Source organism: Nocardioides lentus (assembly GCF_039529515.1).
In the GTDB taxonomy this organism is placed as follows: domain Bacteria; phylum Actinomycetota; class Actinomycetes; order Propionibacteriales; family Nocardioidaceae; genus Nocardioides; species Nocardioides lentus.
The window spans coordinates 529,019-551,818 of sequence record NZ_BAAAMY010000002.1 but is presented as its reverse complement, the minus strand read 5'-3'; the positions used below and the strand labels follow the sequence as shown (position 1 = coordinate 551,818).

The following is a 22,800-nucleotide window of genomic DNA, read 5'->3' as shown; positions in this document are numbered from 1 at the left end:
TCAGACCTCCATCCGGACCATCGCCGCCATCCACACGATGCCGACGCCGAGCAGCAGGCCGGCCCCCGCGAGCATCACCCAGCCCATCGGCTCGGTGAACATCGGGCCGACGTAGTCCCAGTTGGACAGGCAGAGGTAGCCGAGGAAGGCGGGCGGCAGGGCGCCCAGGACGTAGCACGACAGCCGGCCCTCGGCCGACAGCGAGCTGACCTGGCGGCGCAGGTACTGCCGCTCGCGCATGGTCGCGGCGACGGTGTCGAGCAGCTCGGCCAGGTTGCCGCCGACCTCCCGCTGGATCCGGACGGCCATGACGACCCAGCCGAAGTCCTTGCTCCGCAGCCGGGTCGCCACGCCCTCGAGCGCGTCCTCGAGGTCGACGCCGAGGCGGGTCTCCACGATGGCCCGCCGGAACTCCGAGACCATCGGCTCGACGCCCTCGCGGACGATGGTGTCGACCGACTGCGCCAGCGACAGGCCCGCCGACAGCGACCCCGAGATGAGCTGCAGGGTGTCGGGGAGCGCCTCGTTGAACCGCTTGCGGCGGCGCGAGGCCCGGACGCCGAGCACGACCCAGGGGCCGACGACTCCCAGCGCCAGGAACAGCAGGCCCAGGGCGGCGCTGCCGGTGAGCAGGGCGCCGAGCAGGGTGGTCAGCAGGGCCACGCCGACGTGCACGACCAGCCACTCCGCGGGCTTCAGGGCGCTCCCGGCCGTCTCCAGGCGGGCCGCGATGCGCTGCTCCAGCCCGCCCGCGTCGACGAGCACACGCTCGGCCGCGCCCGTGGCGGCGCCGAACCGCACCCGTGGGGTGGGGGCCGCGACGTCGCGCCGTCCGCCCAGCCCGACCGTCCGCTCGGTGTAGGCCGCGACCCGCTCCGCCGGGCCGAGGCGCTCGGGGCGCGGCAGCAGCAGGACGAGGACGACCAGGAGGCCGACCCCGATGGCGGCGGACCCGGCGTACAGCAGGAGGTCGGGACCGAGCGCGCCCATCAGCGGCCGTCCGTGGCGAAGAGCACCGGGTCCACGGTGACGTTGGCGTGGGCCATCTTCTCGAGGAACTTGGGCCGCAGCCCGGTCGCGCGCAGCCGCCCCTGGGCCCGGCCGTGGGCGTCGAAGCCCGCGGAGTGGTCGTAGACGAACACGTCCTGGAGGGTGATCACGTCACCCTCCATCCGCTCGACCTCCGTGATGTGGGTGATCGTGCGGGTGCCGTCCTTGAACCGCGCCTGGTGGACCACCAGGTCGACCGCCGAGGCGATCTGCTCGCGGATGGCCCGCACCGGCAGGTCCATCCCGGCCATCAGCACCATGGTCTCGAGGCGGGAGAGCGTGTCGCGCGGGCCGTTGGAGTGCAGGGTGCAGATGGAGCCGTCGTGGCCGGTGTTCATCGCCTGGAGCATGTCGAGCGCCGAGGCGTCGCGGACCTCGCCGACGATGATCCGGTCGGGCCGCATCCGCAGGCTGTTGCGCACCAGGTCGCGGATGTGGATCGCGCCCTTGCCCTCGATGTTGGCCGGTCGCGACTCCAGCCGCACGACGTGGTCCTGCTGCAGCTGCAGCTCCGCGGCGTCCTCGATCGTCACGATGCGCTCGTCGGTGGGGATGAAGTCGGAGAGCACGTTGAGCGTCGTGGTCTTGCCGGCGCCCGTGCTGCCCGAGACGACGATGTTGAGCCGGCCGCGCACGCAGGCGTCGAGGAACTCGGCGGTGCGGGGGGTGAGGGACCCGAAGCGGACGAGGTCGGCGACCCGCAGCGGGTCGGCCGAGAACTTGCGGATGGTCAGCGCCGAGCCGTCGATCGCGAGCGGCGGGATGACGGCGTTGACCCGGGATCCGTCGGCGAGCCGGGCGTCGACGAGCGGGCTGGACTCGTCGACGCGGCGCCCGATGCGGGAGACGATCTTGTCGATGGTGCGGCGCAGGTGGTCCTCGTCGTCGAAGCGGGCGTCGGTGGGCACCAGCCGACCGTTGCGCTCCAACCACACCGAGGCGGGTCCGTTGACCATCACCTCGGAGACCTCGGGGTCGCGCAGGAACTCCTCGATCGGGCCGTGCCCGAGGATGTCGTCGGAGATCTCCTGGGTGATGCGGCTGCGCTCCGCGGCCGAGATCGGCCGGTCCTGCGCGCCGAGCACGTCGAGCAGCACGGAGCGGACGCGGGTGTCGAGCTCGGCCTGGTCCATCTCGGTGTCGTAGAGCTGCGGGCCGAGCTGGGCCAGCAGCTGGGTGTGGACCGTGCGCTTGAGCTCCTCGACCCGGTCGGGCTGGGCCATGCCGCGGCGCCGCGAGAGCGGGCCGCCCGGCTCGGCGCCGGGGTCCTCCCCGGCGGGCGCGGCGGGGTCGGTGACCGGCACCGGGGCGGCAGTGGTGCCGGGGCTGATGAGGGCCGCGAGGTCGGCGGTCGCGGCGTCCTCCGCGGCCGGGGGTCGGCCGGCGGCGGGCCCGCCGGTCCCGGCGGGCTCGGCGGGCCGCGCGCCGCGCGCGGCGGCGAGGCGGTCGGTGAGGCTCACGACCCCCTCCGCAGCAGACGGCGCCGGGCGGGCGCGGGGGTGGGGCGACCCGGGGGCACGGCGGGCTCGCCGGCGACGGCGCGGACCAGGCCGCGCACCGCCTCGCTGACCGGGTGGGCGGCGCTGTCGAGGACCAGGGGCCGGCCGGCGTTGGTCGCCGCCGCCACCGCGACGGCGGAGGGCAGGCGGGCCGCGACCGGCATGCCGAGGATGCCCGGCACCTGGCCGGGGTCGATGCCGACGGCGTCGTCGGCGCGGTTGAGGACCAGGTGGCGGCGGCCCTCGGCGACCCGGAGGGTGTCGAGGGTCGCCGCGGCCACCTTGACGTTCTTGAGGGTGGGGACGTCGAGCGTCGCGACGAGCACGAGGTCGTCGGTGGCGTCGAGGGCGGCCAGGGTGTGCTCGTCGAAGGCCGGGGCGGTGTCGACCACGACGTAGTCGAACTGCGAGGCCAGGGTCCGCAGCACCTGGGTCACCAGCGACGGCGAGATCCGGTCGAGCGCGTCGGGCAGGCTCGGCGCCGCCAGCACCGCGATCCCGTCGGGGTGGCGGGTCAGCAGCGGCTCGAGGAGCGAGAAGTCCAGGTCGTGCTCGCCGCCCGCGGCGTGCTCGATGGAGTGGGTCGGGAACAGCTGGAGCGTGATCGCCACGTCCCCGAAGGCCAGGTCGAGGTCGACGACGCAGACCTGCCGGGAGCCGCGGTCGGCCAGGACCAGGGCGAGGTTCACCGCGATCGTGGTCTTGCCGACCCCGCCCTTGGGCGAGAAGACCGTGACCACGCGGCCGTGACGGGCCGCCCCGCCGGGGCCGCGCAGGGCAGACCACAGCTCGTAGGCCCGGCCGAGCGCGGCGCCGAGGGCGACGGTGTCCTCGGCGGGCAGCACCTCGCGGGCCCCGGCCTGCATGGCGCGACCGAGGACGGCGGTGTCGACCAGCGCGCGCACCAGCAGCACCGAGACCGTCGGGCGGGCCGTGCGCAGGTGCTGGCAGACCCCGAGCGCGTCCTCGAGGTCGAGCGAGGGGCCGAGCACCACGACGTACTCCTCGGGGCGGACGGCCAGCCACGCGACGAGGCGGTCGGTCGACTGCACGGCGTGCCCGCCGGGGGGCAGCGCGGCGTGCAGCTTCTCCACGACGGCGGGGTCGGGCTCGACGACGACGGGCATCGCTCAGTCCTCGAAGAGGTTGTCGGCGGTGGTGGCCTCGAGGCCGTCCACCGTGCTGTCGTCGGTCAGCAGCGCCACGGAGAGCTGGGTCGCGGTGACGACCCCGTAGTTGACCTTCGTGACCTCGTCCTCGTCGAGGGCGAGGGTCAGGATGGTCGTCGGGAGCTGCTCGGTGGTCTGCGCGCCCTCCTCGGTGGTCGTGGTCGTCGTGGTCGGGGTCGTCGAGCCCACGCCGAGGACCTGGACGCGGCGGAGCAGCACGCGGCTGATGGTGCCGCTCTCGGTCCCCGCGCCCGGGCCGGTGTAGACGACCGACACGTACGAGCCGGGGCTGATGAAGCCGGCGACGCGCTGGGGGTCGGTGAGCTCGACCGAGGCGGCCATCTTGTCGCGGGGGATCGCCAGGGAGGTCGTCTGCTCCGACTCGCCGCCGAACTTCTCCACGACGACCTGCTCGCCGGGCAGCAGGCGGGTGGTCGCGAAGAGGCCCTCGAGGGCGGCGAGGTCGGTCTGGGCGCCCGGGAGCATGGCGTCGAGCGGCACGGTGGTCGTGGCGAACTTGCCGGCGCTCCGGGCGTCGGCCACCGACTCGCCGACCTCGACGGTCTGCGTCACCGTGAGCACGTCGACGCTCTCGAGGCCCTCGGCGGCGCGGGAGTCCGCGCCGCGCGCGTAGACGAGCACGAGCGCGGCGCCGATCACGGCGACCACCACGGCGGCGACCAGCAACAGCCTGCGTTGGTTCATCGGGGAAGTGGCCTCTCGGCGGGCGCGGATCGGGGGAGGGGACGCCGGCGCCCCACGAAGCCGTCCCACCGGAAGTAAAGTCCGCGCGCGCCGACCGCGAGCGCTTTTGGCGACAGATGGTCCGTTCGGACTAGGCCGCGACCCCGATCCCGCCCGAACGGACGATCTCCCGGCGCCCGTCCCTCAGGTGGTCGTACGCCGATCGGGACGGTCGGCCGGGTCGGGGGCCACGGCCCGACCACCGGGGGACGGCCACCGCCGCCCGCGCACCGCGGCGTCCGGCATCAGCGGTAGAGGTCGGCGATCTCGCGGCGGTGCCGGCGCAGGACCACCGAGCGGCGGAGCTTGAGGCTGGGGGTGAGCTGGCCGGCCTCCTCGGTCCAGTCCTCGCCGAGGATCGTGAACTTGCGGATCGCCTCGGCCCGCGAGACGGCCGCGTTGGCGTCGTCGACGGCGGCCGCGACCGCGGACCGCAGGTCGGGGTCGTCGACGAGGTCGGCCACGTCGCCGCGCTTGCCGTGGGCCTCGGCCCAGGCCGGGAAGGCGTCGGGGTCGATCGTGACCAGCGCGGCGACGAAGGGCTGGCCGTCGCCGACCACCAGGCACTGCGAGACGAGGTGGTGGGCCCGCAGACGGTCCTCGAGGACGGCCGGGGCGACGTTCTTGCCGCCGGCGGTCACGATGATCTCCTTCTTGCGCCCGGTGACCCGCACGAAGCCCTCGTCGTCGACCTCGCCGACGTCGCCGGTGCGCAGCCACCCGTCGGGGTCGAGCACCTCCGCGGTGGCGGCGGCGGTCCGCTCGCGGTCCGCGGCGTCGGGCTCGGCCCCGGGCCAGTAGCCGCCGAAGACCTGCCCGCCGCGGAACCACAGCTCGCCGTCGTCGGCGACCCGCACCGTGACGCCGGGCAGGGGGCGCCCGACCGTGCCGACCTTCTGGGCGTCCGGGGTGTTGACCGTCAGCGCGGCGGTCGACTCCGTCAGCCCGTAGCCCTCCAGCACCGGCAGCCCGATGCCCCGGTAGAAGTGGCCCAGCCGCTCGCCGAGCGGCGCGCCGCCCGACACGGCGTACCGGCACCGGCCGCCGAGGACCTCGCGCAGCCGGGCGTACACGAGCCGGGAGAACACACGGTGGCGGGCGCGCAGGGCCAGCGGCACCCGACCGGCGTCCTGGGCGCGGGAGTGGGCGATGGCCACCCGCACGGCGGCGTCGAACACCCGCCCGCGCCCGTCGGCGACGGCGCTCTGGGACGCGGCGTTGAACAGCTTCTCGAACACACGCGGCACGGCGAGGACGAACGTGGGGGAGAACGACGCCAGGTCGGCGGTGAGCTGCGAGACGTCGGGGCAGTGGCCCAGCCGGACCCCAGCGCGCACGGACCCGACCTGGACCACCCGCGCGAACACGTGGGCCAGCGGCAGGAACACCAGCGTCGAGGCCTGGCCGTCCCTCGTACGACGCGACGTGTCCCGCCCGGTGCCGCCGGCCGCGTCGTCGTGGTCCTCGACCGGCTCGAAGAGGGCCGCGAGCTCGGCGACGGCGACGGACAGCTCGACGTCGAAGTGGCCGTGGGTCAGCGCGCAGCCCTTCGGCCGGCCGGTCGTGCCGGAGGTGTAGATCAGGGTCGCGACGTCGTGCGGGCCCGCGCTGGTGCGCCGCTCGTCGAGGACGGCGTCGGGGATGTCGCCGCCGAGGCGGGTCAGCACGTGCACGGCGCGGTCCGCGAAGGACCACACGTGCTCGAGCGCCGTCGTCTCGCCCCGGACCGAGGAGACGCGGGCGAGGTGCTCGCGCGTCTCCACCACCGCGGCCCGGGCGCCGGAGTCGCGCAGGACCCAGGCGACCTGCTCCGCCGACGACGTCTCGTAGACCGGCACGGTCACCGCGCCCGCGAACCAGGTCGCGTAGTCCAGCAGCGTCCACTCGTAGCGGGTCCGCGACATCAGGGCCACCCGGTCACCGGGTCGGATCCCCGCGGCGACGAGCCCCTTCGCGACGCCGCGCACCTCGGCGAGGAACTCGGCGGCGGTGACGTCGCGCCAGCCGCCGTCGGCGTCGGGCCGGGCCAGCAGGGGGAGGTCGGGGTGCTCCTGGGCGTGACGGACGACGTCGTCGGTGAGGTTGCCGCCCCCCGGCCCCGCGCCCGCACCCGCGAGATCGACCGTCAGGGGGGTCGAGAACTCCCGCACCTGCCACCTCCGCCCGTGAGCCGTCGACACCCGCCGGGACGAGGCTGCGTCACGGCTCCGTGGCACGTTACCGAGGTGCGGAAGCGCGCCGCGGGTCCGGTACGCTCCGCAGACGTCCGTGCCCCGCCGCGAGGACCCGCGACCCGGCCGGCCCACCCTCCTCGTCACCGCCCCGGTGACCCGCCGCCACCACTGCACAGGAGCAACCGCGATGGCCGAGCAGACGACGTCCTCCCTCGTCGTGGACGCCCCGCCGGCCGAGGTCATGGACGTGATCGCCGACTTCGAGGCCTACCCGCAGTGGGCCAAGGGGATGAAGCGGGTCGAGGTCGTCCGCCCCGGTGCGGGGACCGGTCGCCAGGCGCGCGCGGAGCAGGTCTACTTCGAGCTCGACGTGGCGCCGATCAAGGACCAGTACACGCTCGCCTACGACTGGGACGGTGACCGCGAGGTCACCTGGACCCTCGTGGAGGGCTCGATGCTGAAGGCGCTCGACGGCGCCTACACGCTGCGTGAGGTCGACGGCGGCACCGAAGTGACCTACCGCCTCGCGCTCGACGTCAGCATCCCGCTGATCGGCATGCTCAAGCGCAAGGGCGAGAAGATCCTGATCGACACCGCGCTGAAGGGGCTCAAGAAGCGCGTCGAGTCGCGCGGCTAGCCGGTGCGGATCCTGCTGTTCACCGGCAAGGGCGGCGTCGGCAAGTCGACCGTCGCGGCGGGGACCGCGGCCCTGGCCGCGGCCGCCGGGCACCGCGTGCTGGTGCTGTCGACCGACGCCGCGCACTCCCTGGGCGACGCCCTGGGAGCCGAGGTCGGCCCCGAGCCGACCCCGGTGGCGCCCGGGCTGTGGGCCCAGCAGGTCGACGCGCAGCGCCGCTTCGAGGAGTCGTGGGGCGAGGTGCGCCGCTACCTGCTCGGCGTGCTCGGCGCCGCCGGTGTCGGCACGCTGGAGGCCGGCGAGCTCACCGTGCTGCCGGGCGCCGAGGAGGTCCTCGCGCTGCTCGAGCTGCGACGCCAGGTCCGCTCCGGCGGGCCGGACGGGCCGGACGGGCCCGGGTGGGACGTCGTCGTCGTCGACTGCGCGCCCACCGCCGAGACGCTGCGGCTGCTGGCGCTGCCCGAGGCCCTGGGCTCCTACGTCGCGCGGCTGCGCGCCGCCGACCGGGGCCTGGTGAAGGCCCTGCGCCCCGTCGTCCAGCGCGTGTCGGGGGTGCCGCTGCCCGACGACGACGTCGTCGACGCCCTCGCGCGCCTGCACGACGACCTCGACGACGTGCGGCGGCTGCTGACCGGGCCCGACGCGTCGGTGCGCGTCGTCATGACGCCCGAGAGCGTGGTGCTCGCCGAGGCGCGGCGGGCGTGGACCACGCTGTCGCTGTTCGGCCACACCGTCGACGGGGTCGTCGCGAACCGGGTCTTCCCCGCGACCACCGACGGGTCGGGCGACGCCTGGCGTGACGGCTGGGTCGCGGCCCAGTCGCGGGTGATGCGGGAGGCGGCGGAGTCGTTCTGGGGGCTGCCGCTGTGGAGCTCGGCGTACCGGGCCTCCGAGCCCGTCGGCGTCGTCGAGCTCGCGGCCCTCGCCGCCGCCCTGTACGACGGCGACGACCCGCTGGCCCGCGCCGCCGCGCCCGCGCCGTACGCGGTGGAGGAGGGTGCGCGTCCTGGTGACGGCCCCGTGCTGCGGCTCCCGCTCCCCGGCGCCGAGCGCGGCGACGTCGACCTCGCCCGCCGCGGCGACGAGCTCGTGGTCACCGTGGGGTCCTACCGCCGGCTGCTCGCCCTGCCGGCGGCGCTCGCCGGGCACCGGGTCGCCGGCGCCGGGCTCGAGGCCGGCGAGCTCGCCGTGCGCTTCGCGGGGACCGGCGCGTGAGGGGCCCCGACGACGGGCCCGCGGACGCCCCGGAGCCGCCCGACCCGTCGGGGGAGCCCGTGGGCGACCTCGGCGAGGAGGCGGCCAAGCTGCTCGCGGTGCTGGCGGGCTGGACGAGGGCCGTGGACGAGCACGTCGCCACCGGGGCGCCGGAGTGCCAGTGGTGCCCCGTGTGCCGGGTGGTCCACGCCGTGCGCACGACCCGGCCCGAGGTGCGCGAGCACCTGGCCGCGGCCGCGGGCAGCCTGCTCCAGGCGGCCTCGGGCCTGCTGGCCTCGGCGGCGGAGCCTCCCGAGGCGCCCGACCGGTCCCGCCGGCCCGGGGAGGACCCGGCCGGCGCGGTGGACGAGGACGGGCTGGAGCACATCGACCTGGACGACCCCGAGGGGGAGCGGTGACGACACGAGCGGCCTGCGGCATCGACATCGGCGGGACGAAGATCGCCGGCGGGCTCGTCGCCGCCGACGGCACCCTCCTGCGGCAGGAGCGGCGGACCTCCCCGGCCACCGACACGGTCGCCATCGAGCGGACCGTCGCCGACCTCGTCGCCGAGCTGGCCGCCGGCCACGACGTGTGCGCGGTCGGGGTCGGGGCGGCCGGCTTCGTGGACAAGGCCGGCGACGAGGTGATGTTCGCGCCCAACCTCGCCTGGCGCGACGAGCCGATGCGTCGCGACCTGGAGCAGCTGACCGGGCTGCCCGTCGTGATCGAGAACGACGCGAACGCCGCCGCCTGGGGCGAGTTCACGTTCGGCGCGGCGAGCGACACCGACGACCTCGTGATGCTCACGCTCGGCACCGGCGTCGGCGGTGGGATCGTGCTGGACGGCGAGCTCTACCGCGGCGGGTTCGGCGTCGCGGCCGAGCTCGGCCACCTGCGCATCGAGCGCGGGGGCCGGCCCTGCGGGTGCGGCAACCTCGGCTGCCTCGAGCAGTACGCCAGCGGCACCGCGCTGGTCCGGGGCACCCGCGCCGCCGCGGCGGAGGGCGCGCCGGGCAGCGAGGCCCTCGTGTCCGCGGCCGGCGGCGACCCGATGCTGATCACCGGGCCGATGGTCACCGAGGCCGCGCAGGCCGGCGACCCGTTCGCCGTCGAGCGCCTCGCGGACATGGGTCGCTGGCTGGGTGAGGGCGTGGCCGTCGTCGCCGCGGTCCTCGACCCGGCCGTCGTCGTGGTCGGCGGGGGCGTGGCCGCCGCCGGCGAGCTGGTGCTCACCCCCGCGCGGGAGGTCCTGGCCGCCCAGCTCACGGGCCGCGGCTACCGCCCGCAGCTGGAGCTGCGCACGGCGGTGCTCGGTGGCGAGGCGGGGATGATCGGCGCCGCCGACCTCGCCCGACGTCGCCTGTGAGCGCCGGGCCCGGCCCCGCCGCGGTCCGCGTCGGGGTCGACGTCGGCGGCACGAAGGTGCTGGCCGGCGTCGTCGACGACGAGGGCCGGGTGCTGCGGACGGCGCGACGCTCCACGCCGGGTCGCCTGGCGACGCCGGAGGCCACCGAGGACGCGCTCGTCGAGGCCGTGCTCGACGCCGCGGACGGTGCGCCGCTGCTCGCGGTCGGCGTCGCGGCCGCCGGCTTCGTCGACGCCGCCGGCGAGCGGGTCGCGTTCGCCCCCCACCTGCCGTGGCGGGGCGAGCCGGTCCGCGACCGCCTCGCCGAGCGGTGGCGGGCCCCCGTCACCCTCGACAACGACGCGAACGCCGCGGCCTGGGCGGAGTACACCCTGGGTGCGGCCCGCGGCGCCGACACCGCGGTGGTCGTCACCCTCGGCACGGGCATCGGCGGCGGGCTGGTCGTCGGCGGCCGGCTGCACCGCGGCCGCGGGGGGATGGCGGGGGAGTTCGGTCACGGCCAGCTCGTGCCCGACGGCCGCCCGTGCGAGTGCGGGCGCCGGGGCTGCTGGGAGCAGTACTGCAGCGGCAACGCGCTGCTGCGCGAGGCCCGCGCGGGGGTCGGCACGTCGGCGGGACCGCTCGCGGCCCGCTGCGACGGCGACCCCGCCGCGCTGACCGGGGTGATGGTGACCGAGGCCGCGGCCGAGGGCGACGAGGTGGCGCTGCACGCGTTCGAGGTCGTCGGGGGCTGGCTCGGCGTGGGGGTGGCCAACCTGGTGGCCACCCTCGACCCCGACGTCGTCGTGGTCGGTGGCGGGCTCGTCGCCGCGGGCGAGCTGCTGCTGGCCCCCGGCCGCGCCGCGCTGCGGCGGGCCCTGGTGGCGGCCGCGCACCGCGAGGTCCCGGACCTCACGCCGGCCGCGTTCGGCCCCGAGGCCGGCGTCGTCGGCGCGGCGCTGCTCACGCGCGGCTGACGGCCGCGCCGGCGGGCCGACCGGGCGGCGCGACGAGGCGGCCGCCCCGACCCGGCGCCGGAGCCGGACCGGGCGTCAGACCGGGCGTCAGACCCGGGCGCCGTCGTCGGTGGGGTCGCGTGGCTCGCGGGGCATGCTCACGACGAGGTAGACGAACCCGCCGACGAAGGCCAGGGCCGCGAGGAGCCTCCAGAACGGCGACAGCGGCAGGCCCACCGCGAGGCTCAGGACCAGCAGCAGCGGGCCGCCGACGAGCGCGAGCCAGGCGAGCAGGCGCCGCGGGGCGACGTACGGCAGCGGAGGCGGCTCCGGCGGCACGAACCGGTCCGGGACCTCGTGACGCTCCTCGAACTCGCGCGCCCGTGCGGCGGCCTCGCGCTCGCGGGCGGCGGCGTGGTCGTCCCCGTCGACGCGGTCGCGGGTCCCGTCGGAGGCCTGGTCGGCCGCCCGGTCGGCGGCCCGGTCGGCGGCGGGGCCGGTCGGGTCGACGAGGTCGCCGGGGCCGGGGTCCTCGGGGGTGCCGGGGTGCGGCGGGCCGACGTCGAGGGTGTCACCGGGCCCGAGGCCGGCCAGGGGGTCCGCGGCGGGGTCGGGGGGGTCGGCGTCGGCCGGGGGCTCGCCGGTGCGCTGCTCGCCGGGAGCGTCGAGCCGCGCCCGCTCGCCGTAGTTCTCGACGATGGAGCGCCACAGGGCGTCCTCGCGCGACCGGTCCACGCCACCCACGATACGGGCTCAGCCGTCGGTCGGGTCGACGCCGCAGGCCGCGGCGAGGAACGCCGCCGACTCCTCCACGATCACGGGCAGGTCGTGGTCGAGGGTCGCGACGTGCCAGCTGTGCTCCAGCAGGCGCTCGGTGACCTGCGCCGAGCCGACCCCCGCGGTGATCGCCGCACCGGAGGAGGGGTCCACCACGTGGTCGGTCACCGAGCGGAACATCAGCAGCGGCGCGACCACCCGCCCGAGGTCGCCCCGCAGCGACCGCCAGCCGGCGATCATCTCGTGGAGCGCCGCCAGCGGGACGCGGTCGTAGCCGAGCTCGTCCACCTCCGCGCCGTCCTCGACGCGGGCGCGGATGTCGTTGCCGATGCCGGGCATGGACGCGATCACCCGACGCAGGAGCGGGACGGCCACCAGCCGTCGGTCGCGGCTGGTGACGGCGGGGTTGACCAGCACGAGGGCGGCGACGTCGTCGGGGCGGTCGGCCGCGAGGCGGAGCGCCAGCGCGCCGCCCATCGACAGCCCGGCGACGGCGACCACGTCGTGCTCGGCGAGCAGGACGTCGAGGGCCCCCTCCAGCTCGCCCCGCCAGTCGGCCCAGCCGGTGCGGGCCATGTCCTGCCACGTCGTGCCGTGGCCCGGCAGGCGCGGTGCGCGGACGCCGTACCCCTGCGCCGCGAGCGCCTCGGCCCAGGGACGCATCGAGGCGGGGGAGCCCGTGAAGCCGTGGCTCATGAGCACCCCCACGCGGCGCCCGCCGGTCAGCTCGGGGCGGGCGGGGAGCACGAAGGCCTCGGCCCTCGGGTCGCGCACGCGGGTGTCCGGTCGGGTGGTCACGGGCCGATCATGCCGCAGGCGCGCCGGGGTCCTCGCGGGGTCTACTGTTCTCCCGAGCCACCGGCGACGCGCCGGTGCCGGAGCCGCCGAGGGGGTCGTGCGTTGTTCTACTGGTTCCTCAAGCTGGTGGCGATCGGACCGCTGCTGCGGCTCGTCTTCCGGCCCCGCACCGAGGGCCTCGAGCACGTGCCCACCCAGGGGCCCGCCGTGCTGGCGAGCAACCACCTGTCCTACGCCGACTGGCTCTTCATGCCGGCCGCCGTGCCGCGCCGGGTCAGCTTCGTCGCGAAGGCCGAGTACTTCACCGGGCCCGGCCTCAAGGGCTGGCTGCAGAAGTCCTTCTTCTCCGGCGCGGGCCAGATCCCCATCGACCGCTCCGGCGTCGACGCCGCCGAGGGTGCGCTGCGGTCGGCGAAGTCGGTGCTGGCCCGCGGGGAGCTGTTCGGCATCTACCCCGAGGGCACCCGCAGCCACGACGGCCGGCTCTACCGCGGCAAGATCGGCGTCGCACGTCTCGCGCTGGAGACCGGAGTTCCCGTCATCCCCGTGGCCGTGGTCGGCACCGACCAGGTCGCCCCTCCGGGCAAGAAGTTCGGCCGCGTCACGCGGCCGGTCGTGCGCTTCGGCGAGCCGCTCGACTTCTCCCGCTACGAGGGGATGGGCGGCGACCGCTACATCCTGCGCTCGGTCACCGACCAGATCATGTACGAGATCATGAAGCTGTCCGGCCAGGAGTACGTCGACGAGTACGCGGCGAAGGTCAAGGCCGCCGAGTCCGAGGCCGACAAGCGGCCCGGACCTCCCGACCCCGGAGCGGCCCCCGACCGGAAGGCCTCCTAGGCCCGCCGGTGGCGACCTGGCAGCCCTCCCGCGCGGGCGCGCCCTGGCGCGGGCCGGCTGCGGTCGCCGTGCAGGACCGGATGTTCCGGGCACTGGCGGTGCTGCGCTTCGTGGTGCTGGCCAACACGGTCGTCGTCTTCGCGGTCCGCCACGACGAGCTCGTCCGGCCCGCGCTCGGCGTCGCCGTCCTCGCCGTGCTCGCCGGCTGGACCGTGGTCGGCAGCCTCGTGATGCGCCGGGCGCGCCGTCGTACGGCGCCCGTGCTCGGCCTCGACCTGGCGCTCGGCGCGGCGGCCCTGCTGCTGACCCCGGTGGTCAAGGGCCCCGACTTCGCGCTGTCGCTGCCCGGCTACTGGGTGATGACGCCGCTGCTCGCGTGGGCGGTGTGCCTGCGCTGGAGCGGTGGCCTGCTCGCCGGCGTCGTGCTCGCCGCCTGCGACCTCGCCGTGCGCCCGGAGATCACGCAGACCAACGTCGGCAACGTCTTCCTGCTCCTGATCGGGGGGCCGATCGTCGGCTACCTGTGCGGCTCGCTGCAGCAGATGGCCGCCCGCCGCGACGCGGCCGAGCGCGCCGCCGCGGCCGCGGAGGAGCGTGCGCGCCTGGCGCGCGCCGTGCACGACGGGGTGCTGCAGGTCCTGGCCCTGGTGCAGCGACGGGGGCCGGAGCTGGGCGGGGACGGCGTCGAGCTCGGCCGGCTGGCCGGGGAGCAGGAGGGCTCGCTGCGGGCCCTCATCGCGCGGCAGGACGCCCTCGTGCCGCCCCGCCGGACGGGCGCCGCACCGCTCGGGGCGGCACCGCTCGACGCCGCGACCGTGGACCTGACCGTGCCGCTGGGAGCCCGGGTCGACACCCGCCCGCCGGTCGCGTCGCTCGTGGGGACCGGCGGCGCGGTCGAGGTCCCGGTCGGGGTGGCCGACGAGCTGGTGGCCGCCGTCGGCGCGTGCCTCGACAACGTGGCGCGCCACGTCGGGGAGGACGCCGCGGCGTGGGTCCTGCTCGAGGACACCGGGGCGGCCGTGGTCGTGACGGTCCGCGACGCCGGGCCCGGCATCGCGCCCGGGCGGCTCGACGAGGCCGCCACCCAGGGCCGCCTCGGGGTCAGCGGCTCGGTGCGCGGCCGCCTCGCCGACCTCGGCGGCTCCGCCGAGCTCACCACCGGGCCGGGCGGCACCGTGTGGCAGCTGACCTGGCCGCGGCGCTGAGGGGTCGGCCTAGGGTCGGGGCGTGACCATCCACGACACCCACCCGTTCGCGGAGCCCCCCGAGACGCGGGAGCCGGGCCGGCGGCTGCGGGGCCGGGTGACGGGCACGGTGTCGCTGTGGACCGCGGGCGAGGGCGGCGGCCGGGCCGGGCTGACCGTCAGCTCCTGGCTGGTCGTGGCCGGGGAGCGGACCCGGCTCCTCGGTCTGCTCGACCCCGACTCCGACCTGGCCGACGCGATCGAGGACACCGGCCGCGCCGTCGTGCAGCTGCTGACCTGGCCCGACCGCGACCTCGCCGAGGCCTTCGCGGGGGCGGCCCCGGCCCCCGGCGGCCTGTTCGCCCAGGCGACGTTCGTCGACACCGCCTGGGGCCCGCGGCTGGCCTCGTCGGCCACCTGGGCGGGCGGCCGGCTCGAGTCGGCGACGTCGCTGGGCTGGTCGCAGCAGGTGGTGCTCGTGGTCGAGCACCTCGAGCTGGGCGACGAGGACCCGACCGGCGCGCCGCTGGAGCACCGCCGTGGCCGCTACCGCCGCCCCGGGGGGCCCGAGGGGCGCTAGGGTCCGGCGCGTGAGCGAGCCCGCCGACCCGCCGCTGCGGGTGATGGTCGTCGACGACCACCCGATGTGGCGCGACGCCGTCGAGCGCGACCTCGCCGCCGCGGGGATGGACGTCGTCGCGGTCGCCGCGACCGGCACCGAGGCGGTCACCCGCTCCGCCGCGACCCGGCCCCGCGTGGTGGTGCTCGACCTGCAGATCCCGCCGCCCACCGGGGTCGAGGTCACGCGCGAGGTCCTCGCCGCCGACCCCTCCGCCCGGGTCCTCGTGCTGTCCGCCTCGGGCGAGCAGGCCGACGTGCTCGCCGCGGTGAAGGCCGGCGCGACCGGCTACCTGGTGAAGTCCGCGTCCGCCGCCGAGCTGATCGACGCCGTCCGGCGCGTGGCGGCCGGCGACACCGTCTTCACCCCCGGCCTCGCGGGGCTGGTGCTGGGGGAGTTCCGCCGGATGGCCTCCGGCCCCGCCGAGCCCGAGCACCCGGCGCCCGAGCTGACCGACCGCGAGGTCGAGATCCTGCGGCTCGTGGCCACCGGCCTGTCCTACAAGCAGATCGCGGAGATGCTGGTGCTGTCGCACCGCACGGTGCAGAACCACGTGCAGAACACGCTCCGCAAGCTCCAGCTGCACAACCGCGTCGAGCTCACCCGCTGGGCGATCGACCGCGGCCTGGACGAGCCGGACGGCACGCCGGGCCCCGCGGTCGGCGGGTAGTGCGACGCGTGGTGGGCGGCCCGGGGGTGGGTGGCTGATGGGGGTCGAGCCGCTGCCGTGGCGCCCGGCCGGGCCTGCGGACGCGACGGCGCTGCGCGACCTCGAGCGGCGGGCCAACCTCGCCGGTCTCGGGCACGTCTTCGGCTCGCTGCCGTTCCCCGACGACGCGGTGCTGGCCTCCTGGCGCGCGCTGCTCGCCGACCCGGCGGTCGACGTGGAGGTGCTGGACGGTGAGCACGGCCTGACCGCGCTGCTCGCGGTGCAGGGCGAGCGGCTGCGCCAGCTCGCCGTCGATCCCGCCGCCTGGGGGCTCGGCATCGGCGCCGCCGCCCTGGCGCGCTTCCGTGCGCGGGTGCCGGGCCGGGCCCGCCTGTGGTGCCTGGAGCGCAACCACCGGGCCCTGGCGTTCTACGCCCGCCACGGGTGGGCACCGACCGGGCGCACCCGACGTACGCCGTGGCAGGCACCGCCGCCGCACCCGGTCGAGCTCGAGCTGGGGATCGGCGCCGACGGCTGAGGCCTACGATCGCGGCGTGCCCGCCGACCCCCTCCTCGCCGCCGCGGAGGAGCTCTACGGCCTGCTGCCCGGCGAGTTCACCGCCGCCCGGGACGCCCGGGCGAAGGAGCTCAAGGCCGACGACGCCGACCTCGCCGCGCGGGTGCGCAGGCTGAAGCGCCCGTCGTCGGCGGCGTGGGTGCTCAACCTGCTCGTCCGCCGGGAGTCCGGCCAGGTCGACGAGGTCCTGGCGGTCGGCCGGGCCCTCCGCGAGGCCCAGGAGGGGCTCGACGGGGCCGCGCTGCGCCAGCTCACCGCGCAGCGTCGCCAGCTGACCGCCGCCGTCACGACCCGCGCCCGCCGGCTCGCGCGCGAGTCCGGGCACAGGGTCACCGATGCGGTCGCCGAGCAGGTGGAGGCCTCCCTGACCGCCGCGATGGTCGACGAGGCCTGCGCGGCGGTGGTCCGCAGCGGCCTGCTGGTGGCCGCGGTCAGCGCGACCGCCCCCGGCCTGACCGACCCGGCCGACCCGGTCGACGCCGCGGCCGTGCCGGCCGCCGCGGGGTTCGTCCCGCGTGCCGTCGAGGGCCCGCCCGCGCCCGACGACGGTGCCGACGGCGACGGGACCCGCGGTGGTGGGCCCGACCTGCGCGTCGTGCCGGACCCCGACGCCGAGGCGAAGGCCCGCGCCGCCGCCCAGGAGGCCCTGGACGAGGCGGACGAGGTCCTCGCGGAGGCCGAGCAGGCCGCCGGGGGGACCGACGAGGCCGTCGCCGACCTCGAGGCCCGCGGGCTGCAGCTGTCCTCGGAGATGGACGAGCTGCGGCGCCGCCTGGCCGAGCTGGAGGAGCAGGCCGAGGAGACCGACGAGGCGCTCGAGCAGGCCGAGGAGTCCCAGGGCGAGGCCCACGAGGCCCTCGCCGCGGCCCGCCGCGACCGCGACGCCGCCGCGGCCGCCCTCGACGCCCTGTCCTGACCGCCGGGTCGGCGCGGGGTGGGGACCCGGTGGGGTCAGGCCTCGGCCCGGGCGGCCCGCAGGCGGGCCAGGACCTCCTGGTCGATCCAGGACCCGTCGCCGGCGACGCGCATCTCGAAGTTCTCGGTGCCGACCCAGGACGCCAGGTCGGGGTGGCCGAGGTGCTCGACCGCCGCCTGCAGCTCGGCCGCGAGGTCGGCGTCGACGGACACCTTCTCGTCCTCGGTGGACGCGGTCAGGTAGAGGTCGTTGAGGTCGAGCAGCCGCGCCAGCTCGGCGACGGGGTCGGCGTGGTCGTCGACGCGGAGGTCGACGGCGATGTCGTCGTGGCCGCCGTAGCCCGCCTCGTCCCGGACGACGAGCAGCGCCGCGGACTGGCGACCCCGCTTGTCGCCTCCCGCCGCGTCGCCGGCGGCCAGCGCCGCGAGCAGGCGCCGGGCCAGGTCGGGCTCGCCCGCCGAGCGCGACCACGCGCCGTACATCTCGTCGACGACCTCCGGCCCGGCGAGGATGTTGCCCTGGATGGCGACGCCGTCGTCGGTGCGCCCGCCGGCCCAGTCGAAGCACTCGGCGCCGGTGTGGGACGCGGCCGTGCCGTCGAGGTCGACGATGCCGACCTGGCGGTGGTCGCGGCCGTCGTCCTCCTCCAGCAGCCGCTGCAGGGCGACCGGCGCGGTGGCGCCCTCGTCGAGGTGGGACAGCGCCAGGCCCTTGTAGGCGACGTTGGCGTCCGCCTGGGTGGCGATGGCGCCCACGCCCGCGACGGCGGCGGGCACGGCGGCGCCCACGGCGAGGAACTTGGAGGCGACCGCGACGCCCCAGGACTCGCCGTCCTCGGAGCGGGCCACGATGGAGAAGGTCACGACCACACCCTAGGGCCGCCGGGCCCGGTCACCCTCGTGCGTGGCCGTCGGCGGGCCCTAGGCTGGCCGCCGGTGTGATCGATCCGACACGTCCCGGTCGGACGGGACGAGGGGAGGGCCCATGCGGGTCGGAGTGCTGACCGGAGGCGGGGACTGCCCGGGCCTCAACGCGGTGATCCGCGCCGTCGTGCGCAAGGGCGTCGTGGCGCACGGGTTCGAGTTCGTCGGCTACCGGGACGGCTGGAAGGGCCCGCTCGAGGGGCTGACGATGCCGCTGGGCGTCGAGCAGTGCCGCGGCATCCTGCCCCGCGGCGGCACCATCCTCGGCTCCTCGCGCACCAACCCGTTCGCGGTCGACGGCGGCGTGGAGCGGATCCGCGCCACCCTCGCCGCGGACGGCGTCGAAGCCCTCGTCGCCATCGGCGGCGAGGACACGCTGGGCGTCGCGACCCGGCTGGCCGAGCTCGGGGTCGACGTGGTCGGCGTGCCGAAGACGATCGACAACGACCTGTCGGGCACCGACTTCACCTTCGGCTTCGACACCGCGGTCAACATCGCCACCGAGGCGATCGACCGCCTCCACACCACCGCCGAGTCCCACCACCGGGTCCTCGTCGTCGAGGTCATGGGCCGCCACGCCGGCTGGATCGCCCTGCACTCCGGTCTCGCCGGTGGGGCCAACATCGTGCTCATCCCCGAGGTCCCCTTCGACCTCGACGAGGTCTGCGCGCAGGTCGAGTCCCGCTTCCGCAGCCAGTACGCCCCGATCGTCGTGGTCTCCGAGGGGGCGACGCCGAAGGACGGCGCGATGACGCTGACGGGCGGCGACACCGACGCCTTCGGCCACGTGCGTCTGGGCGGCATCGGCGACCAGCTGGCGAAGGCGATCGAGGACCGCACCGGCAAGGAGGCGCGCTCGGTCGTGCTGGGCCACATCCAGCGCGGCGGCACGCCCACGGCGTTCGACCGCTGGCTCGCCACCCGCCTGGGCCTGCACGCCATCGACGCCGTCGCCGACGGCGAGTTCGGCGTCATGACCGCGCTGCAGGGCACCCGGATCGTCCGGCTGCCGCTGAGCGAGGCCACCGGCGAGCTCAAGGTCGTCAGCGCGGAGGAGTACGCCGAGGCGCAGGTCTTCTTCGGCTGACGCGGCGGGCCGCGCCGCGACTCAGCCCGCCAGGTGGCCCCAGGAGCCGGCGAGGTCGGACCAGCGCCCGCGGGCGGCGACCCGGCCGTCGACCAGCACCACGACGGTGTCGGCCAGGGCGAGGGCGGCGGCCTTCGAGGTGGACCCGAGCACGGTCGTGCCCCGCGCGCGCAGCGCCGTCCAGAGCTCGATCTCCGTGGTCGCGTCGAGCGCCGAGGACACGTCGTCGGCGAGCAGCAGGTCGGTCTCGGTGGCCAGCGCGCGGGCGAGGGCGAGGCGCTGGACCTGCCCGCCCGAGAGCCGGACGCCGCGGTGCCCGACGAGGGCGTCCGGGCCCCCGGCCTCGGCGAGGTCGCGGCCCAGTCGCGCGTCGTCGACAGCGGGGTGCAGCGAGCGGTCGGCGTGGTCGAGGCGGACGTTGTCGGCGAAGGTGCCCGACAGCACCCGCGGGACCTGCGCGACGTGGGCCACCCGCCCCGGCCGCAGGAAGGTCTCGGCGTCGGTGACCTCGCCGCCGTTCCAGCGCAGCGACCCGGTGTGGTCGACGAGACCGGCCAGGGCGCCCAGCAGGCTCGACTTGCCGGAGCCGACCTGGCCGACCAGGAGCACGAGGTCACCGGCGCCGACGGCGAGGTCGACGTCGCTGACCCCGAGGGTGCCGTCGTCGTGCACCGCCCCGAGGCCCGTGAGCTCGAGGGTGCGCAGGGGCTCCCGCGGCGCGGGAGCGGGCGCGGGGGCGCGGCCGGTCACGAGGTCCACGTCGCCCGGCAGCGCCATCAGGTCCACGCCGCCGGCCAGCCCCGCGGTCACCTGCGACCAGGCGCGGACGCCCGGGGCCTCGGTGATCACCATGGCCGCGACCTGCCCGAACCAGCCGAACCCGAGCACCGCCCCCGACACCAGCAGCGCGGTCGCGAGGTCCCAGCCGCCCGCGAGGTGCACCGCCCAGGCCAGCACGACACCGACCTGGACCATCACGACCGGCACGCCCGCGAGCAGCGCCAGGATGCGGTGCTCCTTGACCGCGGCCTCGACGCGCCCGCCGTCGACGTCGGCGAGGTGGGCGCGGGCGTCACGGGTCGCGGCGGCGAGCTTGATGGTGCGCGCGGAGTCGAGCGACGACACCAGCGAGCGGCCGAACCCGGCCCGCGTGGCCGAGGCCACCGCCGCTGTGCGACCGGCGTACGGCGCGCCGACCAGCGACGCGACGACCGAGACGCCCATGACCAGCAGCAGCACCAGCCCGGCGTACGCGTTGAGCGCGAACGCGGCGGTGAGCAGCGCGACGAGCAGGCCGTTGGTGACGTCGACCCACCGGTCGGCGTAGCGCGCCAGCCGGTCCGAGTCCATGGCCCGCGCGACGACCTCGCCGGGCGGGGTGCGCGGGAGCCGGCGCTGGTCGGTCTGGCCGGCCAGCACCGAGGTGCGCACGCGCAGCATGACCGCGATCCACCAGCGCGGGTAGCCGCGGATGGCCTGGGCGAGCACCAGCGGGGACGCCACCAGCGACAGCACGACCGCGCCGACGAGCACCCAGGGTCGGCCCCCGTCGCGCAGGTCCTCGACGGCGAGGCCCCACGCGAGACCCGTGAGGGCGCCGAAGGCGCCGAGCAGCGACATGACCAGGAACAGGAACGCGCACCACAGGCCCCAGCGGGGGTGGATCGACAGGACCCGGCGGGTGAGCCGGGCCAGCGACGGCCCGGTGCCGACCTCGGGGCGTTCCGGTGGCGTGCCGACACGGCGGCGACCGCCGACCGCGGTGTCGTGGCTGTGGTCGGCGGGGTCGGCGGGGTCGGCGGGGTCGGCGGGGTCGGCGGCACGGGCGGGCCGCGTGGCGTCACGCCCGTCGTGGTCGTCCTCGGGGTCGATCCCGGCGGCCCGCAGCAGGTCGCGCAGCGGCCCCGGGCGGGTGGCGAGCGCCGTGCGCGGACCGTGCTGGACCACGCGCCCGGACTCCAGGACCACGACGTCGTCGGCCCGCGCGATGGTGGCGAGGCGGTGGGCGACCACGAGGCCGGTCCGGCCCGACAGCAGCCGGTCGGCGGCGCGCACCACCTGGGCCTCGGTGTGGGGGTCCATCCGCGCGGTCGCCTCGTCGAGCACGACGACCCGGACGTCGCGCACCAGGAGGCGCGCGAAGGCCACGAGCTGCTCCTCGCCGGCCGACAGCGTCACCCCGCCCGGGCCGAGGGGCGTGTCGAGCCCGAGCGGCAGCCCGGCGACCCACGCCTGCAGGCCGAGCTCGGCCACGGCGGCCTCGACCGAGGCGCGCGGGACGTCGCCGAACAGCGCGACGTTCTCGGCGAGCGTGCCGGCGACGATCTCGGTGCGCTGGCTGACCACCCCGACGCCGCGGCGCAGCTCGTCGAGGTCGACCTCGGTCACGTCGCGCCCGCCGAGCAGCACCGTGCCGGCGGGGGGCTCGACCGCACGGGAGAGCAGCGAGACCAGGGTGGACTTGCCGGACCCGGTGCGGCCGACCAGCGCGAGGGTGCGCCCGGCACCCAGCCGCAGCGAGACCCCGTCGAGCGCGAAGGCGCCGTCGGGCCGGCCGTCGGTGGCCTCCGTCGGGTAGGCGAAGCGCAGGTCGCGGACCTCCAGGTCCAGCGACCCCGGGGGGAGCGGCCGGCCGCCGGCGGGCTCCGGCGGCGCCTCGAGCAGCTGGCGCAGCCGGACGACGGCGCCCAGCCCCGCCTGCAGGTCGGGCAGCTGCTCGGCCAGTCGGGACACCTGGCCGACGAAGGTGGAGGTGACGAGGAACAGGGTGACGAGGGCCCCCACGCCGAGCCGGTCGTCGACGACCAGGGTCACGCCGACCACGGCGATGCCGGCCAGCAGGGCGTGCAGGATCAGGCCCGAGCGCCGGGTGACCCTGACCTCGAGGCGCAGCACGTCGTCGAAGCGGGCGTGGACGACCGCGGCCAGCTCGCTGGTGCGGCGCAGCAGGTGGGGGCGGCCGAGGCTGGTGCGGAGGTCGTCGCGGCCCGCGACGCCCTCCTCCATGGCGGCGGCGTGGTCGGTCCAGGCCATCTCCTCGACGATCCGGCGGCGCTTGATCTCGCCCATCATCGGGCGCACGGCGAGGACCACCGCGGCCGCGGTCACCGGGAACAGCACCCACATCGGCCACCAGGTCACGCCGGCGACGACCCACAGGGGGAGGGCGACCAGCGCGGTGCGCAGCGCCTCCCAGGCCGCGTTGCGCAGCAGCGTGCCGATCTCGTGGGTGTCGTCGTCGACGCGGTCGAGGATCTCGCCGACGGCCTGCTCCGACAGCGCCGCCAGCGGCTGGTCCAGCGCGGCGGTCACGAGGTCGGCGCGCAGGCGCCCCTCGGCGCGGTCGACGACGCCGGCCCACACCGTGCGCCCGACGGTGTCGAGCACCGCGCCCCCCACGACGGCGGCGGCGAGGAGCCACACGACCAGGGCGGTCGGTCCCTCCGCCAGCGACCCCGCGGCGACCGACCCCAGCGCCTGGCCGAAGGCCCCGACCGCGGCCGCGGTGACGGCGACGGCCGTGACCGGCCCGGTGAGCCGGGTGTGGTCGAGACGGCGCTCGGGGACGTCGGGCACGCCCGCGCCGGGCCCGGCGGGCGCCCGGGACGGGCTCACGGACGGGGTCCGGGTGGAGGTCGACACGAGGAGTCACCGTACGT

General features: G+C 76.7%; 21 protein-coding genes. 12 read left to right on the top strand and 9 right to left on the bottom strand.

Annotation, left to right across the window (positions count from 1 at the left end):
- The 5 genes from ABD158_RS06185 to ABD158_RS06165 all read right to left on the bottom strand — a co-directional run bounded on the left by ABD158_RS06185 (position 1) and on the right by ABD158_RS06165 (position 6,612).
- Positions 1-990: a type II secretion system F family protein gene (locus tag ABD158_RS06185; RefSeq protein ID WP_344005172.1), complete on the bottom strand. Its 990-nt coding sequence runs from the start codon at positions 988-990 to the stop codon at positions 1-3.
- A complete protein-coding gene (locus tag ABD158_RS06180) occupies positions 990-2,510 on the bottom strand; it encodes a TadA family conjugal transfer-associated ATPase (RefSeq protein ID WP_344005169.1) in 1,521 nt (506 codons plus the stop codon). The genes ABD158_RS06185 and ABD158_RS06180 overlap by 1 nt, the downstream gene beginning before the upstream one ends.
- On the bottom strand, positions 2,507-3,676 hold the full coding sequence (locus tag ABD158_RS06175; RefSeq protein WP_344005166.1) for a CpaE/TadZ family protein: 1,170 nt from the start codon (positions 3,674-3,676) through the stop codon (positions 2,507-2,509). The genes ABD158_RS06180 and ABD158_RS06175 overlap by 4 nt, the downstream gene beginning before the upstream one ends.
- A gap of 3 nt (positions 3,677-3,679) precedes the next feature.
- On the bottom strand, positions 3,680-4,423 hold the full coding sequence (cpaB, locus tag ABD158_RS06170) for a Flp pilus assembly protein CpaB (RefSeq protein WP_344005163.1): 744 nt from the start codon (positions 4,421-4,423) through the stop codon (positions 3,680-3,682).
- 284 nt (positions 4,424-4,707) lie between these two features.
- Positions 4,708-6,612, bottom strand: coding sequence for an AMP-dependent synthetase/ligase (locus tag ABD158_RS06165; protein WP_344005160.1), 1,905 nt, complete (start codon positions 6,610-6,612; stop codon positions 4,708-4,710).
- A 211-nt stretch (positions 6,613-6,823) separates the two neighbouring features.
- Here ABD158_RS06165 and ABD158_RS06160 point away from each other — a divergent pair, with 211 nt between their 5' ends.
- The 5 genes from ABD158_RS06160 to ABD158_RS06140 are packed head-to-tail and all read left to right on the top strand — an operon-like array spanning position 6,824 to position 10,792.
- On the top strand, positions 6,824-7,273 hold the full coding sequence (locus ABD158_RS06160; RefSeq protein WP_344005157.1) for an SRPBCC family protein: 450 nt from the start codon (positions 6,824-6,826) through the stop codon (positions 7,271-7,273).
- A 3-nt stretch (positions 7,274-7,276) separates the two neighbouring features.
- A complete protein-coding gene (locus ABD158_RS06155; RefSeq protein WP_344005154.1) occupies positions 7,277-8,488 on the top strand; it encodes an ArsA family ATPase in 1,212 nt (403 codons plus the stop codon).
- Complete coding sequence (locus tag ABD158_RS06150) at positions 8,485-8,886, top strand: hypothetical protein (RefSeq protein ID WP_344005151.1); 402 nt, start codon at positions 8,485-8,487, stop codon at positions 8,884-8,886. The genes ABD158_RS06155 and ABD158_RS06150 overlap by 4 nt, the downstream gene beginning before the upstream one ends.
- Positions 8,883-9,836 (top strand): ROK family glucokinase, encoded by a 954-nt coding sequence (locus ABD158_RS06145; protein ID WP_344005149.1) that lies wholly within the window; start codon positions 8,883-8,885, stop codon positions 9,834-9,836. The genes ABD158_RS06150 and ABD158_RS06145 overlap by 4 nt, the downstream gene beginning before the upstream one ends.
- The gene (locus ABD158_RS06140; RefSeq protein ID WP_344005146.1) at positions 9,833-10,792 is read left to right on the top strand and encodes an ROK family protein; all 960 of its coding nucleotides are present in this window, start codon (positions 9,833-9,835) and stop codon (positions 10,790-10,792) included. Before ABD158_RS06145 ends, ABD158_RS06140 begins: the two co-directional genes overlap by 4 nt.
- Positions 10,793-10,879: 87 nt before the next feature.
- Here ABD158_RS06140 and ABD158_RS06135 read toward each other — a convergent pair whose 3' ends face one another.
- Both ABD158_RS06135 and ABD158_RS06130 read right to left on the bottom strand, forming a co-directional pair.
- A complete protein-coding gene (locus tag ABD158_RS06135) occupies positions 10,880-11,506 on the bottom strand; it encodes a hypothetical protein (RefSeq protein ID WP_344005143.1) in 627 nt (208 codons plus the stop codon).
- A gap of 18 nt (positions 11,507-11,524) precedes the next feature.
- Positions 11,525-12,346: an alpha/beta hydrolase gene (locus ABD158_RS06130; protein WP_344005140.1), complete on the bottom strand. Its 822-nt coding sequence runs from the start codon at positions 12,344-12,346 to the stop codon at positions 11,525-11,527.
- 102 nt (positions 12,347-12,448) lie between these two features.
- On the opposite strand from ABD158_RS06130, the gene ABD158_RS06125 reads away from it, so the two are divergent.
- From ABD158_RS06125 to ABD158_RS06100, 6 genes are read left to right on the top strand one after another with little or no spacing between them, the layout of a single operon-like run.
- Positions 12,449-13,186 carry a lysophospholipid acyltransferase family protein gene (locus ABD158_RS06125; protein WP_344005137.1) on the top strand — a complete coding sequence of 246 codons (738 nt, stop codon included), beginning with the start codon at positions 12,449-12,451 and terminating at the stop codon, positions 13,184-13,186.
- Between the two features lie 8 nt (positions 13,187-13,194).
- Positions 13,195-14,391 (top strand): MacS family sensor histidine kinase, encoded by a 1,197-nt coding sequence (macS, locus tag ABD158_RS06120; protein WP_344005135.1) that lies wholly within the window; start codon positions 13,195-13,197, stop codon positions 14,389-14,391.
- 22 nt (positions 14,392-14,413) lie between these two features.
- Positions 14,414-14,950 carry a flavin reductase family protein gene (locus tag ABD158_RS06115; protein WP_344005132.1) on the top strand — a complete coding sequence of 179 codons (537 nt, stop codon included), beginning with the start codon at positions 14,414-14,416 and terminating at the stop codon, positions 14,948-14,950.
- Positions 14,951-14,993: 43 nt separating this feature from the next.
- Positions 14,994-15,659 carry a response regulator gene (locus ABD158_RS06110; RefSeq protein WP_344005318.1) on the top strand — a complete coding sequence of 222 codons (666 nt, stop codon included), beginning with the start codon at positions 14,994-14,996 and terminating at the stop codon, positions 15,657-15,659.
- 37 nt (positions 15,660-15,696) lie between these two features.
- Complete coding sequence (locus tag ABD158_RS06105; protein WP_344005129.1) at positions 15,697-16,176, top strand: GNAT family N-acetyltransferase; 480 nt, start codon at positions 15,697-15,699, stop codon at positions 16,174-16,176.
- Positions 16,177-16,192: 16 nt separating this feature from the next.
- Positions 16,193-17,131, top strand: a complete 939-nt coding sequence (locus ABD158_RS06100) for a hypothetical protein (protein ID WP_344005126.1) — start codon at positions 16,193-16,195, stop codon at positions 17,129-17,131.
- A 35-nt stretch (positions 17,132-17,166) separates the two neighbouring features.
- On the opposite strand, the gene ABD158_RS06095 is transcribed toward ABD158_RS06100, so the two are convergent.
- Positions 17,167-17,994, bottom strand: coding sequence for a DUF1028 domain-containing protein (locus ABD158_RS06095; RefSeq protein ID WP_344005123.1), 828 nt, complete (start codon positions 17,992-17,994; stop codon positions 17,167-17,169).
- A 121-nt stretch (positions 17,995-18,115) separates the two neighbouring features.
- Between ABD158_RS06095 and ABD158_RS06090 the strand changes: the two genes are divergently transcribed.
- Complete coding sequence (locus ABD158_RS06090; protein ID WP_344005120.1) at positions 18,116-19,141, top strand: 6-phosphofructokinase; 1,026 nt, start codon at positions 18,116-18,118, stop codon at positions 19,139-19,141.
- 21 nt (positions 19,142-19,162) lie between these two features.
- Here ABD158_RS06090 and ABD158_RS06085 read toward each other — a convergent pair whose 3' ends face one another.
- Positions 19,163-22,783, bottom strand: coding sequence for an ATP-binding cassette domain-containing protein (locus ABD158_RS06085; protein WP_344005117.1), 3,621 nt, complete (start codon positions 22,781-22,783; stop codon positions 19,163-19,165).
- Positions 22,784-22,800 lie beyond the last annotated feature (17 nt).

Bases quoted from the DNA above. Each gene is read 5' to 3' on its own strand.
- ABD158_RS06185 (WP_344005172.1), bottom strand. From the start codon at position 990: ATGGGCGCGCTCGGTCCCGACCTCCTGCTGTACGCCGGGTCCGCCGCC.
- cpaB (WP_344005163.1), bottom strand. From the start codon at position 4,423: ATGAACCAACGCAGGCTGTTGCTGGTCGCCGCCGTGGTGGTCGCCGTG.
- ABD158_RS06090 (WP_344005120.1), top strand. From the start codon at position 18,116: ATGCGGGTCGGAGTGCTGACCGGAGGCGGGGACTGCCCGGGCCTCAAC.
- ABD158_RS06175 (WP_344005166.1), bottom strand. From the start codon at position 3,676: ATGCCCGTCGTCGTCGAGCCCGACCCCGCCGTCGTGGAGAAGCTGCAC.
- ABD158_RS06160 (WP_344005157.1), top strand. From the start codon at position 6,824: ATGGCCGAGCAGACGACGTCCTCCCTCGTCGTGGACGCCCCGCCGGCC.
- ABD158_RS06105 (WP_344005129.1), top strand. From the start codon at position 15,697: ATGGGGGTCGAGCCGCTGCCGTGGCGCCCGGCCGGGCCTGCGGACGCG.
- ABD158_RS06110 (WP_344005318.1), top strand. From the start codon at position 14,994: ATGGTCGTCGACGACCACCCGATGTGGCGCGACGCCGTCGAGCGCGAC.